Here is a 19497-nt window from a genome sequence, read left to right on the forward strand (position 1 = left end):
ATTCGTTTTTAATAATTAACAATTCTCCCTTCTTAAATACACCCAATTGGTAATAGAAATACTGGTTGAAAAACTTTGTGTAATCTCCGAAAACCAAAGACCTCTAGCATAGGTCGGTGAATTGCTAGAACCCCAATAAGGGCCACATTGTTCCCAATATTCTACATTAATTCGAAATTGGTCGTTTGCTGGTACTGGTATAGTCATTGTTGAACCACCTTGATTATCAGGGTTCCAAACATATTCTTCATTATAATTATCGCAATTTGACGAAATTGTAATAACACAATAATATTGATTAGGGTTGCTAAATAAGCTTGAAGCACTCGATCCACCAGACCATAAACTAGGAATTACAGGCACTGCCCAATTACTAATACGTCCTGGAGGCATTTCATACATTTGAAATAGTGTGACTTCAGTATCTCTAAATTGAATCTCACAACCTCCTTGATGGGTTTTATCTTTACCGCCGCCTCCTTTACCACCACCACTAGAGGACATTAGCATTACTGCCATAATAGGCATAATCGAAAACACTAAGAGTTTTCTAAAATTTATATTCATAATTTTAAAATATTGTGTACGTCAAACTCAATCGTTAATATTTGACGATACTGATTAATAATAAATTAATACAAGGATTTTAAAAATTACAAGGAAATTACAAGGTAAGATTAACAAGGATAAAAAATAAACCAGCACTGGTTTTTTGAATTAATTCAATTGGTCATGCAAAGATTTTAAAACATCCCCTTGTAAAAGATGTCCATTACCTTTTCTGACAGAACAAATTTACATTGATTCCTTACCATACAAAATTGCGAAGTGTTAAATTATTTAATTATAGATGTTAAAAAAATTGCTAAACAACTACAATAATTACGGTTTTTCCGTAAAAACACATGTATTCTGTAAGGTATTTCTTAAAATAGTTCAGATTTTACGTTGTTTTTAGTCGTAGTTATACAGTGGCATCAGGTTGATTATCAATTGTCTAACTGTATTTATTTTGAATATTGTCTATCGTTATCATCTTTTATTGCAATCTGAAAGTCATTTTGGTATTCACCATCTAAAATTGAGGTCACACTTATTTCGTCTGTTTTAGAAGTCGAAACTGAAATATCGAAAATTCGATTTCCGTTGATTGAAATCATTTCAATATGCTGTGCAGATAATTGCTTTTGTATTTTGTTTTGAGAAAACCCAGGGAAGAAATAAAACAGAAATGCTAATAACAGAAAAAACCTTTCAGGTTTGGCTTCGACTACGCTCAGCCACCGAAAAAATCTTTGAGGTCTGGAAAAACGAAAAAGCAAAGCCTCAGAATTAAAACTCCGAGGCTTTATGATATTTCTATAATTCAAAATTTAATCTCAATTTCATGATCCCGAAATTTCGGGACTGCTTTTGCAGGAATTTGTTACTGCATATTCTTAGCTTCAATACTCAAAGTCGCATGTGGTACTAATTTCAAACGTTCTTTGGCGATTAATTTCCCCGTAACACGGCAAATTCCATAGGTTTTATTTTCAATGCGTATCAATGCGTTTTTCAGGTCGCGAATAAACTTTTCCTGACGAATAGCCAATGCTGAATTGGACTCTTTGCTCATAACAGCACTGCCTTCATCAAAGGCCTTAAATGTTGGCGATGTATCTTCGGTGCCATTGTCATGGTCGTTCATATACGCACTTCGTATTAGCTCTAAATCGTGCTCCGCTTTTTTTATTTTTTCTTGAACTATGGATTTAAATTCTTCTAAATCTTTGTCCGAATATCTGTTGTTGGTTTCTGTTGCCATAAGTTTTAATGTTTTTTAATAAACAATTTAGTATCGACCTCATCGAATACAATTTCTATACCATTGTCTATTGCTTCTTTAATTTCTAATTTTTCGGTTAAGGTTTCTGATTTGATATACGCTTCATTTGAAGAAACGGCTTCCACTATCTGGTCATCTTTTTGAAGTTGCACATCAATTCTGTCCGTTACTTCAAATCCTGAATCTTTTCGTAAGTTTTGAATGCGATTTACAAGCTCTCTTGCTATACCTTCCTTACGTAAATCTTCGTTGATGGTAACGTCTAAAGCTACGGTTAAAGCACCTTCGTTTGCTACAAGCCATCCCTCAATATCTTGGGACGTAATTTCAACATCTTCCAATCCTAAAGTAAGGGTTTTTCCGTTAATTTCAATGTTTAAACTACTATTTTGCTCAATGTTTTTTATATCATTGGCGTTAAATTTGCTTATCGCACTGGCAATCAGCTTCATATCTTTACCGAAACGTGGCCCCAATGTTTTAAAATTAGGCTTTATCTGTTTCACTAAAATGTCTGAAGCATCTTCTAAAAGTTCAATCTCTTTGATATTCACTTCATGCTTAATCAAATCTGAAACCGCTTCAATTTCTTCCTTTTGTTGTTTATTATCAACAGGAATCATGATTTTTTGCAAGGGTTGACGTACTTTAATCTTCTCCTTAGCTCTCAACGATAAAACCAATGAAGATATTGTTTGTGCATTTTCCATTTTTCGCTCCAACACCTTGTCGATAGCACTTTTATCTACCTTAGGGAAATCCGCTAAATGGACACTTTCAAAATTCTCTTTTTTAGTGACGGCATTCAAATCCAAATACAAACGGTCCATAAAGAAAGGTGCAATTGGTGCACCTAACTTGGCAATGGTTTCCATACACGTATAAAGTGTTTGGTAGGCCGAAATTTTATCGGTTTGGTAATCGCCTTTCCAGAAACGTCTTCTGCTTAAACGCACGTACCAGTTACTTAAATAATCTTGCGTAAAGTCTGAAATGACGCGTGCTGCTTTTGTTGGTTCGTAATCGGCATAATAATCATCCACTTTTTGAATTAAGGTGTTTAATTCAGACAAAATCCAGCGGTCAATTTCTGGGCGTTCTTCTAATGGAATATCAGCTTCGCTATAATTAAAACCATCAATATTGGTATAAAGCGTGAAGAATGAATAGGTGTTATAAAGTGTGCCAAAAAACTTACGACTAACCTCAGCAATGCCTTCGCTATCAAACTTTAAATTGTCCCATGGATTTGCGTTGCTTATCATATACCAACGTGTGGCATCTGCTCCGTATTTCGATAAGGTTTCAAAAGGGTCCACCGCATTTCCTAAACGTTTGGACATCTTTTGACCATTCTTATCTAAAACCAGTCCGTTTGATACCACGTTTTTATAAGCGACAGAATCAAATACCATAGTCCCAATAGCGTGAAGCGTGTAAAACCAACCTCTGGTTTGGTCAACACCTTCGGCGATGAAATCTGCTGGGAAGGCTTCTTTATTATCAATCAGATTCTTGTTTTCGAATGGGTAATGCCATTGTGCATAAGGCATTGAACCAGAATCGAACCAAACATCTATTAAATCGCTTTCGCGTTTCATAGGTTTTCCTGATTCTGAAACTAAAACGATTTTATCAACGACATTTTTATGCAAATCCACCTTTTCGTAGTTGTCTTCAGACATGTTACCCACTTCAAATTCGGCGAAAATATCTTCAGACATGATGCCTGCTTTAACAGACTTTGTCATTGCTGTTTTTAATTCAGCAACAGAACCGATACATAGTTGTTCTTTTCCATCCTCTGTTCGCCAGATTGGTAATGGAATACCCCAAAAACGGGATCGTGATAAATTCCAATCGTTTGCATTTGCTAACCAATTGCCAAAACGCCCTTCACCAGTTGATTTTGGTTTCCAGTTGATGGTGGTATTTAACTCATGCATTCTACCTTTTACATCGGTGATTTTAATAAACCATGAATCTAAAGGATAATATAAAATTGGCTTATCGGTTCTCCAGCAATTTGGATAACTATGCTTATACTTTTCAACCTTGAAAGCTTTGTTTTCATTTTTTAATTTGAGCGCTAAACGTTCATCAACACTTAGGTAGGTTTTTAAGTTAGAGATCACACTTTTCAGGTTCTCTTGTTGTTTGTTTAATTCAACGTCAAATTCGTCATCATTTAAGTATTTGGATTTTACATATTCACCTGCAAAACCGTATATGTCATCCTTTACTTCATTTCGAAAACGGCCTTGTAAATCTACCAATGGTACTAAATTACCGTTGTCATCTTTTACCAACATTGGTGGAATTTCTGGGGTAGCTTGTTTGGCTACCAAGGCATCATCTGCTCCAAAGGTTGGTGCGGTGTGTACGATTCCCGTTCCATCTTCTATCGTTACGAAATCACCAGAGATGACCCGGAATGCATTTTGAGGGTTGTCGTTAGGTAAAGCAAACGGTAACAATTGCTCGTAGGTGATGCCTACTAAATCCTTTCCTTTGAATTCTTTAACGACGTAAAAGGGGATCTTCTTATCGCCTTCTTTGTAATCTATTAATTCTGGCTTTGTTTCAACCTTTTTATATTTTCCATCAAATTGTTTTCCAACTAAATTCTTAGCCAAAATTACATTCATTGGCTTAAAGGTATATTGGTTATACGTTTCAACCAAAACATAGTCAATCTTTGGTCCAACCGTTAATGCCGTATTACTAGGCAATGTCCAAGGTGTTGTCGTCCAAGCTAAAAAGTAAATATCGCCTTCATTTTGAAGAAAATCTGGTAATGAATGTTCGTTAGCTTTAAACTGCGCTACAACCGTTGTATCAGTTACATCTTGATAGGTTCCTGGTTGATTTAGTTCATGTGAACTTAAACCCGTTCCTGCTTTCGGCGAATAGGGCTGAATGGTGTAACCTTTGTAAATTAAATTTTTGTCGTAAATCTGTTTGAGCAACCACCAAACAGATTCCATGTATTTGGATTTGTAGGTAATATACGGATCGTCCATATCTACCCAATAGCCCATTTTTTGTGTGAGGTCGTTCCAGATATCGGTATAACGCATCACTGCTTTTTTACAGGCTTCGTTATACGCTTCTACTGTGATTTTAGTTCCAATATCTTCTTTGGTAATTCCGAGTTCCTTTTCTACACCAAGTTCCACTGGTAAACCGTGCGTGTCCCAACCGGCTTTTCGTTTCACCTGAAACCCTTTCATGGTCTTGTAACGTGGAAAAATATCCTTAATTGCACGTGCTAGAACATGGTGTACTCCTGGTAAACCATTTGCAGAAGGTGGTCCTTCAAAAAAGACAAAAGGTGGTTTACCTTCTCTCGTCGTGACACTTTTATCGAAGATGTTATTAGCTTCCCAGTAGTTACCGATTTCATTGGCGACTTTTGGCAAGTTAAGTCCTTTGTATTCAGGGAACTTTGTACTCATTATTCTGTTTTCTTTTCGAGGTGCGAAAATAATGAATTTTAAGTAAAATGAATATTAATTTTGACTAGAACTCGATTCAATCATTTAATCTAAAAAAACAAATTAAATCTTAAGGGGATATAATTTGATGCTTATAAAAGAAAAATGATCTCGATAAAGTATACCGAGATCATTTGGGTTTATTTTAATATAATTTTCTTGCTTAGAGTGGAATTTGATGTCGTTAATTTTACCACATACGTTCCGCTGCTTACATCAGGTAATTGATATTCATTGTAAGAACCATTTAAATATTCATTTAAATTAAAAACGGATTGCCCTAAAATATTGTAAATCTCTAAACTTTTTATATCGACATTTTTAGGGTTTAGAATGACTATTCTATTTCTGTTAGAGGCATGATATAGCTTTAGGGAAGAGATTGTTTCATCCGTTTGTGAGAGTGTTTCGGATTGGTCTACAAATACAATTTCCAGTCTATCATTAAATTCTCCGATACCAGATGAAATTTGATAGGGTATGTCATTTCTTAAATTAAAATATTCACCAGTAAAATTATCTTTTATAAATATCTTTTGATCTTCGGCTATATTTTCAGTCTCTGTGATTGCAATAGTGAAGTTGTATTCACCGGAGCTTTTTAAATTTAGAGGTACTATTTTATCGTCTGTGATAGGAGCGTAAGCCTGAATGGTCAATACATCATCGTTTAAAATGAGATTCAAATCATCATTATTGTCATCAACATTTTTAGCTTCATAGCCATAATCGTAGGCGTCTGACGTGTTCTCGCTAAAGCCTAAGAGTAATTCCCTCCGAGTTGAAGGACCATCGACAGAATTAAATTCTAATCGAATTTTTTGCATTGGATCTTCGTCCTCAGCGGAGTTTTCGTCCATATTTTCTTCGCCCGAATTTGTGCTTCTAAAAAACACACTTCCGTTATTATAAGAACCGTTTGCATCCTCTTCCTTAATAAAAATCCTTTGGCTGTTTTTAAAGGTTACTTGACCATCTGCTACAATTTCAACCATAAAACCTTGCCCAACGGGTAGATATCTCGTTTGAATTTTAGTACCGTTTTGCTCACCAGTATTTTCTCCAGTTATACCAACAAATTGATACGCTCTGGTAGATCCTGTTTTATTCACTTGGGCATATCCTCCGTTATAATCGTTTAAGTTGTGGGAAGAGCCACTCCATTGTTGCCACAGAAATAAAGATCCATCAATGACACCTGCATTATCATCAATAAATTCATGAATATCGATGGCGGACGGATAGGGGTTTCCTAATAAAAAATCGGTTTTAGACACTGCGGGAACAGAACCATTGCCACCACTATCAGTGACATCAATAAGAATAGTACCATTATTTGGTTTGCCTTCAAAAAGGTATTGTTGGGCTGCGTCTGCGATTCCTGTTCCTTTTTGGGTATAACCTACACCAGGTTGTAAATTAGAGGTTGGGTTGATGGATTCGTAGTCGTTATATGTAACTCCATTTTTGTAGGTATATAGCCATCGCGTACTTATTTTTCCAGTTTCATTGTAGGCATTTGTAAACTCAAAATTAGTACCGTTTGCTTTTTTGAGCGTATTTAATTTATAGTCCGTGTTATTAGCATTGTTATCGGTCCCATTATTGTCCGTTAGTGATGTGCTACTGAGAGTACCAACTGGTGATGCCCAATAGTTATACCAATAAAAACTGGAACTTCCTTCTTGTCTTCTTAGAATTTTGCCATTTGCGGAGGTTACCAAATCACTTTGCATACCTTGGATTAGCTGGGCGTCTTCCTTAAGATCAATGGTGCCGTCTAGACCTAAATACCAACTATTGTTAAGTTCATAAGAACCATTGACTGTTAGACTTTTCTCAGATTCTACTATTAAACCGAGTGTTTTTAATTCAGAATCGATCACAACATCGTTACTGATTTTAATAATAGCACAACCTGAATCTGATAACTCAGTTATATTCCATACCTCTCCATTTAACCAATTTGAAGCATCACTTAAATTACCATCTCCATTGGTTTGGTAAGGTATTGGTGCTGTTTGGGATTGAACGGCATAAATGTTATGCAATGTAGCTGTATTTCCGTTTTCTGAATAGTCATCTGTCTTTGCCGTCAGAATATTGGTCATTGGATAATAAACCCTTAGGCTAGACCACGGAATGGCTGCATGGGTTGAGTTATCGCCTATGGTTTTAGGTATAACCATCCCAGAAACAATACCGGAATTCTCTTCTATTTCTTGATGAATAATTTTTTGCATCTGATCTTCAGATAGTGCAATATTAAAAATCCTGATTTCATCAATACTGCCCTCAAAAAAGTTACTATCGTTCCAAGAGTTTTTGCCAATCGTCAGTTTATACGACGAATTATTTATAGTATTAGCTAACTGGCCAGAAGTCGAATTACTGGATTTCGTTAGTGTTCCATTTAAATATACTTTTAGTTTATCGGAATCCAGAGATCTGTCGAATATAACTGTGATATGTGTCCATTCATTTATAGTTAAGGCTGATGAAAAGGGAAGCGTAAGGTTATAGCCATTTAAAGATACACGTAAACGATGATCGGATAATGCAATAATTTTTAAATTGTTTTGATCTAATATCGTCCCGTTTCCAGAAAACGCTGGATCTATTTTAACCCAAGCCATAACGGTTACGTGTTCTAAACCTGAAAAATTAAAATCACTATCTATATAATCGTCGGTACCATCAAAATTTAAAGATGAAGATTCGAGGTAACCATCAATAGGATCTCTATAGTCTAACTTACCACCTAAAATTAGATCGCCATCTACATCTGGTAAAATCGATAAGTCTGTTGGATCCTCAATTGCTTCGTTGACGTCTAATACAGAATCATTTATGTTTGTGGTTTCAAAACTATCATCCAATCCATCTGCATCTGCGTCACTACCAGAAACGGCATTAGCCATACCATTTTCTTGTATATCTGGTTTGCCGTCATTGTCACTATCCAAATCAATGTAATCTGGTATAGTGTCTCCATCTGTATCCTGTAGGTGAATTAAACCAGAGCCATAATTATCGTCTACACCATCGTTATTAATGTCTGTAATTCCCGGTCCGTTGCCACTTGGAGCAATATATGAAGTTGTTGATTGGGCTTCTATATTATCTGGAATACCATCATTATCTGAATCAATATCCCTTAAATCTGGAATTGAATCATTATCGGTATCATTGCTACAATTAATGCCATAACCGTTAGCAAAAAAAAATGTTGCACCGTAAACTTTTTGAGTAACCTCAATAGTATTGGTTGCCAACGCATTATACGTTATGGTGTTAAATTGCGGATGGGCAGCATCAATAATTAAATCTTCCAAAGGTGCCGATACAGTGCGCTTTCCTTGCATAGTTACTTCTCCTGAAGGGTCTATAAAAATGGTAAGTGATACAAAGAGTGGATTAGCATTGTTATAATTTTGCGGCCAAATGTTGGAATTACCTGATTGTCCATACGTCGTATTATCAGAGGCAAAACGAATTAAGGATTCACCGGAAGCGTATGACGTTGGCGAAAATTGAAGTTCATCTGGTACTAATGCAGTGCCATTGATTATTAAGTTAAAACTATTATCTATGGATGTAACTTCAAAGTAGTAACCGTTAGTAGATTCAGAAAGCGTAAAAGTTTGACTATTACCATTCCTGATGGAAAAATTAGTTATATCCACTTTTGCGCACTCATCCAAATCTAAGATTCCATCGTTATCATCATCTAAATCTACATGATCCGCAATGTTGTCACCGTCCGTATCTAACAGATTTAATTCGCCTCCAATATTGATAACATAATCTTCTACCTCACCGTTGGTATATCCAAAATCGCAAGCAGTAAAGTTAGTATTGGAGCCGCCTCTAAGACCAATACGCACTTTTGACAGAGCTTCATCTGCATTGGCTGGTAACGTGATATTAATAGGCACTTCAACAACTTTATTCCCAGCCACGCTATTGCTGTCTTGAAATGTGAATAAATAACGTTCGCCAGGATCGTTAAAATCATCATCCATACTTTCATTTAAGTTAATCCATATTGCAATGGTATTTGTGTTGGTATTCCAGCCATTTAAGGTGACGCTAATGGTTCCTGTAAGTGGTTGGCCAATGGGAATGTTTTCTGAAGAAAAGTCGGAATAATTGGTAAAATCACCTGTTCCACCAGTACTAGTGTTATCTATTCCTGCAAAATTAACATTAGAAATAAACAGTGTATTGTAGCCACCTATATTTATGGTTTCGCAAAAATTTGGGGCTGTATCTCCGGGATCATTATCTGATATAAAATTAACCATGTAATCCTCAACCTCTCCGGTTTGATAGTTATAATTACACGATGTGAAGTTGGTAGTATTGCCAGATCTTAATCCTACACGCATTCTTGCATTACCAGCTTGGGCATTGATGGGTATTGGAATGCTAATGGGTACAGTTACATTTTTTAGTCCACCAACGTTATTATTATCTTGAAATGTAAACAGAAACCGTTCGCCAGGGTCTTCGAAATCATCATCAATTTCATTAAAATTAAACCATACCGCAACGGTACCTATATTTGTATTCCATCCATTTATAGTAACAGTAATTGCACCTGTTATTGTCTCACCTGCATTTATATCAGTTGGAGTGACTGCAGTGTAGTCCGCAAATGCTCCAATAGCGCCAGAACTACTGTTATTAATGGTTCCAATGTTTACATTAGAAATATGGTACGTCCAATTATTATATACGCCAATATTATTCGGCGTACAGTATTGTGCATATAACTCTGATGGGTAAAAGGAAATAAAAAGAAGTAAAACTAAAATTCCACGGTATAACCTAGTGTAATTTGTTTTCATAAGTAGGGTATTTTATTAAAACTAATTAAGCGATCTGAGGGGGAATCTTATAAACGTAAAAACGATTGGATTGGTTTTATATATTAAAAAAAATCGGATTAAATGTTATTTATATTCGATGAACGACAATATTAAGTCATCTATTTCACTTTTCCAAACAATTAGCTAAAATATTTAGATTGAAATGAAATATAACTTTAAAATATTAAGGAAAACCTTGATAAATGTTAGTTTTAACTGATATAGACTGTTTGTTTAAGTGTATTTAAAAGCCTAGGGTATTTTGACGAAACTAATTTTGAATGCCCTAGCCTGAGTTTAAAAACTACCTAAGATAAAATATCTGAAATAATGGCACATTTAATCTTTACCTGCTTTAAGGATGGTCGGCAGGCTCTAAGGAATAGAAAGTGAATTATTTAAAAAAAAATTCTTGTGGGATGAAATCAAACCAAAAACCCAACTAAATCCTCAATCTTAGAAATCAGTTGAACCTTAATCACGGTATTCTTCAAAGCAATTTTATTGTATTTAGACACAAAAATGGATGAAAACCCCAATTTTTCAGCTTCCAGAATACGTTGCTCTACACGTTGTACAGGCCGTATTTCACCAGATAAACCAACCTCGGCCGCAAAACAATAATCACTTGGCAACGCCACATCTTCATTAGAGGAGAGGATAGAAGCAACGACCGCCAAATCTATGGCAGGATCATCAACTGTGATGCCTCCTGTGATGTTTAAAAAGACATCTTTTGCTCCCAAACGGAAACCGGCTCGTTTTTCCAAAACGGCTAACAACATGTTCAAACGTTTGGCATTAAAACCTGTGGCTGAGCGTTGAGGTGTTCCATAAACTGCGGTGCTGACGAGAGCTTGTACTTCAATCATTAATGGTCGCAAGCCTTCTAATGTTGCGGCAATGGCATTTCCAGATAGTTCTCCATCTTTTTCTGAAATTAATATTTCGGATGGATTGGAAACTTCGCGTAATCCTGAACCTTGCATTTCATAAATGCCTAATTCATTAGTTGACCCGAATCTGTTTTTGTTGGCTCGGAGGATTCTGAATACATGATTTCGATCGCCTTCAAACTGAAGAACCGTATCTACCATATGTTCTAATATTTTTGGGCCTGCTATATGACCATCTTTAGTAATATGTCCAATTAACAAAACTGGTGTCGCTGTTTCTTTGGCGAATTTAATGAGTTCCGTAGTGCATTCTTTTATTTGGGAAATGCTGCCAGCTGAAGATTCAATATAATCACTATGTAAGGTCTGAATAGAATCGATCACCACAATATCTGGCTCTAAGGCTTCTATTTGCTTAAAAATATTCTGGGTTTTGGTTTCTGTAAGAATATAACAGTTGCTGCTAGAAGGATTAATGCGTTCCGCACGCATTTTTATTTGTTTTTGGCTTTCCTCGCCTGAAACATAAAGTGTTTTGTATTCTAATTTTAATGCTATTTGAAGTAATAACGTACTTTTTCCAATGCCAGGTTCTCCTCCTAAAAGGGTTAAGGATCCATTGACCATTCCACCTCCAAGTACACGATTAAATTCTGCATCTTGCATATTTAGACGTGCTTCTTGAGACGTATCAATTTCGTTTATCAATAAAGGTTTTGAAACCCTTTTAGTCGTTGAGGTTGGTAATTTCCAATCGCTTTTTTCAGGTTTTTGGATGACTTCTTCTGCAATGGTATTCCATGCCTTACATGAGGTACATTGTCCTTGCCATTTGGCATATTGACTGCCACAATTCTGACAAAAAAAGGTTGTTTTTACTTTAGCCATGTTCACTATTCGATCCCGATAGCTATCGGGAGGGAATCTATTTTTTAGATTTTGAACAGCTAAATTAAAACAATTTTAGTTGATGTCCTTAAACCAACTCACAATCGCTAAAATTTTTAGTGTCGCCAATTTTGAAGGCCAATTAGAAAACAACTGTTGTTTTGTTTTTATGAATAAGGCTTCAAAAAAATAATCCGTAGATAGTATATGTCTTTTATTCCTCTTCATTATCCTCCTCCTCTTCTAATTCTTCTATTTCCTCATCATCTACATCGACTAAAGCTAAAGTCAGCTCTTCAATTTTTGAAGCGATATAGTCTCTATCAATATTAAGTGCATCATTTAATGCTAATGCTTCTTCGTATAGTTTCTTTGCTTTTTTTGTTTTCCCTAGTTGTTCTGCTGATTGGGCTAAATAGAATGTGCCAAGTAGCGTTTCTGGATGAATTTTATTAGCAAGTTTCCCTAATTTATATAAAGATTTAAAATCTTCACGCTGTTCTGCAACTTTCGCAACTTTCTCTAATTCCTCTTCACTTATTTCTTGTGTAATACCAAATAATTTCTCGATTCTGTTATATCGATCTGTTAAAAATTGATCTAAAGTACCTTCGTAAGGCAATACCTTTTCTTCAAGTTCTTTCTCTCTTAACGGATTATAGATATTGAAAATCTTATCAAAGGATCTGGAAATCGCACCAGTAACTAATGTGTAATGTGTTTCATTTTTGAAATCGTCAAAATAATACGTGACATTCTGATTTGTAACTTCAGAAATTAAAGCGTTGGTGGAAAGGATATTTTCCCGTATTTCTGGAATATCCTTGTCCGATGTTGCCAAATAATAAAAAATATCGTCGTTATAGAGTGCTAAACGTTTTGAAACAAAGTTCTTTAGCGAACCAACAAAATCTGGACTGATGCATACATAGGCTTGAAATGCCAGGTCTTCCTTAAACACATAAGAATTAATAAAATTACCCATGATATCATGGCCAACAGCTACTCTAAATTTACTGGTGTTATATTCCTTGTCTATATAAGGTAATAATTCATCTGAAACAAAATCGTGAAATCGAAGTCCGGATTCTGTCGGTAATCCTGTAGTGGGATCGTAGTAACTATCGTAAAATCGATTCTCACCTTGCATAATGCCAACCACAATAGAGCTAGGCATATCATCAAAATAGGTTTGAAAATCTACCTGACCTGCTACAGGTTCAAATAAATAATCGCCGTCAAATACAATGATTACAGGATACTTTTTATCTCCTTTTGGGTCGTAGTCTTTGGGTAGCTTAATTTTTAACTGACGTTCTGAACTAAGGCGTGCCGAAGAGATCTCTTTATAGGACACTTGTGCAAACGAAAATGCATAAATAGAACAAGCAAGAACTACTAAAATAGTTTTTCTCATAACAAAGTAGGTTTAGTTTTGGGATTCCAAACATACTACTTTATCGGCAAATTGTCAATTTTTTTCGTTGAAATGCATTTAGTCGTTAATTGCTTCTTGCGTATCATACATTTTTTCGAGTATAATTTCCTTATCTACAAATTGCGAGGGCTGTAAAAGTAAGCCGCCTTTATATTGTACTAAGGCTTTTTTAAGATTGCCTATTTTTTCATAATACATCCCTAAATAATAAGCACTTAACATAGAGTCTGGAAATTTCTTCTTAACTAATTTTGCGAGATCCTCTAAAGAATCCAGATCATCTTTTTTGTCACTGGCTGCTGCAATAGCTCTTATATCGTTTTCAATCAATTCTTTTTCAAAACCATAGAAATACTCGATGTCTTCATACTTTTTTGTGAGATATTCGTACGGAGAACCTTCATAGGTCAATACTTTTTCCTTATATTCTTTAGCGTTGATAGGCTTAAATAGACTAAAGATCTCATTTAAAGCTTTTGGAATTCCTCTTCCGACCAATCCATAATGATTGGTGTCTTCAAAATCATCATACTTGTAAAACAATTTTTCGTTTTCTATGGTCGAAATAATAGAATCTGCTTGTATAGTTGATGCTCTTAAATCTTTTATATCGGCATCTGCAGTCGCCATGTAGTAAAACGTTTCCTGTTTCAAAATTGACAAACGTTGCTGTAATCTATTGATCATTTCTGGCGCAAACTCTGGACTGAACGCGACATAAGCCCTAAAAAGTGGCTCATCTTTAAAGAGGTAATAATTAATATAATTAGCACTTAAATCGTGCCCAAAAATGATTCTGAAATTCGAGGCTTTATAGTTGTCTTCTATATATGGTAATAATTCGGCAGCTAAGAATTCATAGAATGATGCACCTGTTCCTATAGGAAAATAGGTGTCTTCATGGTAATAAAAGTCATCAGTTCTCGTATCGCCTTGGTTGATACCTACTACAATGCAATCTGGTATATCTTCCCAATAGGATTGGTAATCGATGTTTCCTGCAATAGGTTCAAATAAATAATCGCCATCTAAAACAACGATTAAGGGATAGGTTCGTTTTTCTTCAGGATTATAATTTCTTGGTAATTGAATTTTCAATTCGCGCTTTTCTCCTAGCTTTTCAGAATCAATGGTTTTATAGATTGCTTGCGCCTGAATGTTTATGGCGAAAAAAAGACTTAATAATAGTAGGTAAAAATTCTTCATATTAGTTGTGCTAAAATAGTATAGCAAGTTAAAAAATTTTTCTAAACTGTTGTTTTCTTTCTGTTATAAATAGGTAAGTATAATAAAGATAAACCACCTAGTACTATGATCACTAAAGTTTGGGTGGACCACATGATCCAACCAAAAGCTCTACTTGGGTCATCAGCCATACCAAATAACGAAAAAGCAATCACAATAGCTTCGGGAAACGAACCAATGCCTCCATTTGTGGCAGCAATGCTAAAGCTGGCCAATATAAATCCAATTAAAACCGCTGCAATTGAAATATCTTTTAATTCTGGCAGGGCAAAGGTGGTCACATAAAACATGAGCACATACATTATCCAAATAAAAAAGGTATGACCAATAAAAGCCCATTTCTTTTTCATTTTAAAAATACTGAGTGCACCTTCAATTAATCCTGTTACAAATCCTTTCACTTTTAAGGCGAACTTAGAACTGCTTTTTTTAATAAAGATGAATAGCGCCAATGCTCCCAGTAACAAAACGGTAATACCTAATAATAAGGATGAAGGATTAAATTTTTCAGCAAAAAAAGTATAAATGAATTCAAATTCCAAAAAGAAAGCCATCGCAACAATTGAGAGTAGCATTATGGTATCTGCAACACGTTCGGCAACTATGGTACCAAACCCTTTATCAAACGGAATGCCTTCATAATTGGTTAAAATAGAAGCCCTCGCAATTTCTCCAGCTCTTGGGATGGTGAAATTAATAAGATAAGCGGAGTACACAGCCATAAAACTGTTGGCAAACTTAGGTTTAAAACCTAATGGTTCTGCCATGTACAACCAACGATATGCTCTAGATGCATGACTGAGAATGCCTAAAATAACCCCAAGAATTATCCAACTATAATCCGCATCTTTAAAATACTGGACTAATATAGGAATGGAAATTTTTGATAGCGAATACCATACCAGTCCTACTCCTAAGAGTAAAGGTAACACAACTTTTAGGATGGATTTAGGTTTGTTCACCTGCTTATTTAAGAAGGTTAGTGGCTTCGTCTGGAAAGACTAAAGAGGGCTTGAATACTTTAGCTTCTTCTATATCCATAATAGCATAAGTAATAAGGATTAAAGTATCACCAACGGCAACTTTTCTTGCCGCTGCACCATTTAGAGTAATTTCTCCGCTTTTTCTAGGGCCAGGAATACAATAGGTTTCTAAACGCTCGCCATTGTTATTATTTACAATCTGAACTTTTTCGCCTTGGATAATATTAGCAGCATCCATTAAATCCTCATCAATAGTTATACTACCAATATAATTTAGTGCTGCTCCTGTAACTTTTACTCGGTGAATTTTTGATTTTACAACTTGTATTTGCATGCCACAAAGATAATTAATTTAGAGCGATATTATCGATAAGTCTTATATCGCCAGCATATACAGCTATGAATGCTCTATAGGCTTTTTTTTCCCGATAGCTATCGGAAGATTTTCGTTTTACTGGTTTTAAGGTTTTTACATCTGCAATTAGAAAATACTCAAGCTCTAAAAGTGGTTCGTTCTTAAATTGCTCAATAACCCATTCCGTAACCTTTGTAGCACTTTTTGTGCCAAACTTTTCTTTGGCAGTCTGTAAAGTTTTATAAATAACAGGTGCCGCTTCTCTGTGTTTGGGAGTTAGTCTTGCATTTCTAGAGCTCATTGCTAAGCCATCATCTGCTCTATGAATTGGGCAACCAACTATTTTTACAGGCAAATGGTGTAGTTCTACTAGTTTTCTTATAATTTGTAATTGCTGAAAATCCTTCTCACCAAAATAAGCAGTATCAGGTGTGACAATTTCGAACAACCGCTTTATAATAGTACCCACACCATCAAAATGGCCAGGTCTGAAAGCGCCTTCCATCTCGTGTTCTAAACCATCAAACGTAAAGGATTGTGATTGAATGTTGTCACCGTAAATATCCTTATCAGTCGGAGCGTATACAATAATTCTATCGTGACTTATCGTTTTTAATAATGCCATATCCGCATCTAGTGTTCTTGGGTATTTGACCAAGTCCTCCTTATTATCGAACTGTGTCGGGTTTACAAAAATGCTAACAACCACAATATCATTTTCACCTAGACCTTGGTTGACCAATGCTAAATGCCCATGGTGCAATGCGCCCATAGTAGGTACAAACCCAATGGAAGTACCATTGTCTTTTAATGAACTAATATAAGTGGACAGTTGGGCTTTATTCTCGAAGTTTTTCAATGCTGTAACAAAAGTTTAACGCATGCAAACATAATATAATACTAGCAATCTGCACAAATTTTTGTAATTTTGCATGTTTTTTACTATTAATTTCAAAAGCAGCAGATTTATGAAAGATAAACGAATATTGTATGTGTCCTCGGAAGTAGTTCCATATTTACCTGAAACGGAAATTTCTTCAATGTCATTTGAAGCGCCAAGAATGGTAAACAAACAAGGAGGTCAGATACGGATATTTATGCCGCGCTTCGGAAATATTAATGAGAGAAGACATCAACTTCACGAAGTCATTCGACTTTCAGGTATCAATTTGGTCATTAACGATTTAGATATGCCTTTGATTATAAAGGTGGCTTCAATTCCAAAAGAACGTATTCAGGTTTATTTTATAGATAACGAAGAATATTTTAAAAGAAAAGCCACTTTAACTGACGAAAACGGAAAATTATTTGCTGATAATGACGAGCGTGCCATTTTCTTTGCAAAAGGTGTTATAGAAACAGTTAAAAAGTTGAATTGGGCTCCAGATATCATTCACGTTAATGGCTGGTTGGCTTCATTATTGCCATTGTACTTGAAAGAATTTTATAAAACAGAACCATTGTTTACTGAAAGTAAAATAGTGACTTCTGTATACAATCAAACCTTTGAAGGAACGTTAGATAAAGACATGCTCTCTAAAGTGAGTTTTGATGGTATCAATGCTGAAGCAACAAAACCTTTAGAACAGCCAGACTATATAAATTTAATGAAAATTGCTATTGATAATTCTGATGCCGTAATTAGAGGTTCTGAAGAATTACCTAAAGAATTAGATACTTACATAAGTAACTTAGCAAAACCCGTATTAGATTATCATTCTATTGAAGAATTTGCGGACCCTTATACTGATTTTTATACCAATACTGTACTAAACAGTTAATATTACCTATGAAAAAAAATAAAATTGCCCTACAGATTATCTCATTTGGTTTAGTTATTCTCACATTTATTGCCTGTGATAAAGATTTCGCATCTTTGGAATCTGATGTAATTAATAACGACATTGCCACGAATTTCGATATTCTTTCAGAACAGTATGCTATTATAGCATATACAAAGCCTTTAGAACCTGCTGTACAAACTAATGGTTTAATTGGGTTAAGTACTTTAGGTATTTATGATGATGCTTATGGTAGAACCAAATCTAGTTTTGTCACCCAACTTTCAGCAAGTTCTTATGATCCGGATTTTGGAAATGGGACAGTGATAGATTCTGTTGTTTTAAGGCTACCTTATTTTAGCAGGGCTACTGGTTTTGATGATGATGGAAACACAATTTATGAGATAGACTCCATCTTACCTAAGGGAGAAACCTACGATAATATAAAGTTGAGAATCTTTGAAAACAATTATTTCCTCAGGGATTTTGACCCTAATGCTGATTTTAATGAGAGTCAGGTGTATTTTTCGGATAAAACGGCCGCTGGTTCAGGGGGTTTTTCAGGTGCTTTAGAAGGGGAGGAACTTATTTTTGTGAATAGTCCTCAAACATCTTATCCAAATAATAGTAGCGATAATAGTATTAATATTAGCAATAATGTATTCCTCCTAGAAGCAGATGACGACGATGATGCCAGTACACCAGCAGTTATTACAGAAAGACAAGCCCCTGGGATTAGAATTAAATTAGACCCAACCTTTTGGCAAAATAAAATTATAGACAAAGAAGGTGATGCGGTATTAAGTAACCAAAACAATTTTGTAAACTATTTTAAAGGACTTTACTTTGAAGCGGAACCAGTAGATGGAGATGGAAGCTTCCTTATATTAAATACAAACAGTACTAACGCTAATGTCACCATATATTATTCAACTACAGAGACGAATGGTGACACAGGGACAGGAACTTATGTACTTCGTTTTGGACCCAATAAAATTAATTTCTTTGATAATGATGGTTTTACATTGCCAATAGAATCAGGCGATCCAGCAACTGGTGATAGCAGAATTTATCTTAAAGGAGGAGAAGGGGCTGTGGCTGGTATAAAGCTTTTTAATGGCGAAGATTTAGATGATGCACCTGAAGATAATTCTTTTGAGACATTTAAAAATTATTTTGTGGTCACCGATGAGGGTAAGTTTGTGAGGTCAAAACGGTTGGTAAATGAAGCTAATCTTGTTTTTTATGTCGATAGAAATCAATTGGATATGTTAAACGAAGTGTCAGATAACGAACCTAATCGCCTTTATCTGTATGACATAGATAATAAAACACCTTTAATCGATTTTGTTTTAGACGCAACCAACTCTACTCTACCTTCGTTCTCGAAATTGAGCCACCTTGGAATATTGGAAAGAGACGAAACTAGTGAAAAAGGTATCAAGTACAAATTAAAGATTACAGAGCATATTAATAATTTATTAATACGGGATTCTACAAATGTTGAACTAGGATTGGCTGTTTCTCTGAATGTGAACGTAGAGGAATCAACTTTAGGTTCGGTTCAGAAGGATGTAAAAGGTGCTGATGATTTTAATGTTCCTGTGAGTTCAATATTAACACCAAGAGGTACAATATTGCATGGCAACAACAGCGAAGATGAAACTAAACGTGTGTATTTAGAAATATATTACACCGAACCAAATAATTAA

General features: G+C 35.2%; 13 protein-coding genes. 2 read left to right on the plus strand and 11 right to left on the minus strand.

The annotated features are described in order from the left end of the window. Positions 1-15 precede the first annotated feature (15 nt). The 11 genes from HM987_RS00255 to panC all read right to left on the minus strand — a co-directional run bounded on the left by HM987_RS00255 (position 16) and on the right by panC (position 16863). Positions 16-567, minus strand: coding sequence for a hypothetical protein (locus HM987_RS00255; RefSeq protein WP_179004212.1), 552 nt, complete (start codon positions 565-567; stop codon positions 16-18). Positions 568-1007: 440 nt separating this feature from the next. After that, a complete protein-coding gene (locus HM987_RS00260; protein ID WP_179004214.1) occupies positions 1008-1160 on the minus strand; it encodes a hypothetical protein in 153 nt (50 codons plus the stop codon). A gap of 266 nt (positions 1161-1426) precedes the next feature. Next, entirely contained in the window at positions 1427-1807 is a 381-nt protein-coding gene (locus HM987_RS00265) for a TraR/DksA family transcriptional regulator (protein ID WP_179004216.1), read from the minus strand. A gap of 5 nt (positions 1808-1812) precedes the next feature. Next, on the minus strand, positions 1813-5286 hold the full coding sequence (gene ileS / locus HM987_RS00270) for an isoleucine--tRNA ligase (RefSeq protein ID WP_179004218.1): 3474 nt from the start codon (positions 5284-5286) through the stop codon (positions 1813-1815). 179 nt (positions 5287-5465) lie between these two features. Beyond that, positions 5466-10178, minus strand: a complete 4713-nt coding sequence (locus HM987_RS00275) for a LamG-like jellyroll fold domain-containing protein (RefSeq protein WP_179004220.1) — start codon at positions 10176-10178, stop codon at positions 5466-5468. Positions 10179-10624: 446 nt separating this feature from the next. Beyond that, positions 10625-11983 carry a DNA repair protein RadA gene (gene radA, locus HM987_RS00280; protein ID WP_179004222.1) on the minus strand — a complete coding sequence of 453 codons (1359 nt, stop codon included), beginning with the start codon at positions 11981-11983 and terminating at the stop codon, positions 10625-10627. Between the two features lie 214 nt (positions 11984-12197). Beyond that, the gene (locus HM987_RS00285; protein WP_179004225.1) at positions 12198-13400 is read right to left on the minus strand and encodes an alpha/beta hydrolase-fold protein; all 1203 of its coding nucleotides are present in this window, start codon (positions 13398-13400) and stop codon (positions 12198-12200) included. Positions 13401-13478: 78 nt separating this feature from the next. Then, positions 13479-14627 (minus strand): alpha/beta hydrolase, encoded by a 1149-nt coding sequence (locus HM987_RS00290; RefSeq protein WP_179004227.1) that lies wholly within the window; start codon positions 14625-14627, stop codon positions 13479-13481. A 41-nt stretch (positions 14628-14668) separates the two neighbouring features. Next, complete coding sequence (locus HM987_RS00295) at positions 14669-15628, minus strand: lysylphosphatidylglycerol synthase transmembrane domain-containing protein (RefSeq protein ID WP_179004229.1); 960 nt, start codon at positions 15626-15628, stop codon at positions 14669-14671. A gap of 4 nt (positions 15629-15632) precedes the next feature. Continuing rightward, positions 15633-15983 carry an aspartate 1-decarboxylase gene (gene panD / locus HM987_RS00300; RefSeq protein ID WP_179004231.1) on the minus strand — a complete coding sequence of 117 codons (351 nt, stop codon included), beginning with the start codon at positions 15981-15983 and terminating at the stop codon, positions 15633-15635. A gap of 13 nt (positions 15984-15996) precedes the next feature. Then, positions 15997-16863 (minus strand): pantoate--beta-alanine ligase, encoded by an 867-nt coding sequence (gene panC, locus HM987_RS00305; protein WP_179004233.1) that lies wholly within the window; start codon positions 16861-16863, stop codon positions 15997-15999. Between the two features lie 109 nt (positions 16864-16972). Between panC and HM987_RS00310 the strand changes: the two genes are divergently transcribed. Beyond that, positions 16973-17785, plus strand: a complete 813-nt coding sequence (locus tag HM987_RS00310) for a glycogen/starch synthase (RefSeq protein WP_179004235.1) — start codon at positions 16973-16975, stop codon at positions 17783-17785. Positions 17786-17793: 8 nt separating this feature from the next. Continuing rightward, positions 17794-19497 (plus strand): DUF4270 domain-containing protein, encoded by a 1704-nt coding sequence (locus HM987_RS00315; protein ID WP_179004237.1) that lies wholly within the window; start codon positions 17794-17796, stop codon positions 19495-19497.

Origin of the sequence: Winogradskyella forsetii (assembly GCF_013394595.1) — a bacterium.
In the GTDB taxonomy this organism is placed as follows: Bacteria; Bacteroidota; Bacteroidia; order Flavobacteriales; family Flavobacteriaceae; genus Winogradskyella; species Winogradskyella forsetii.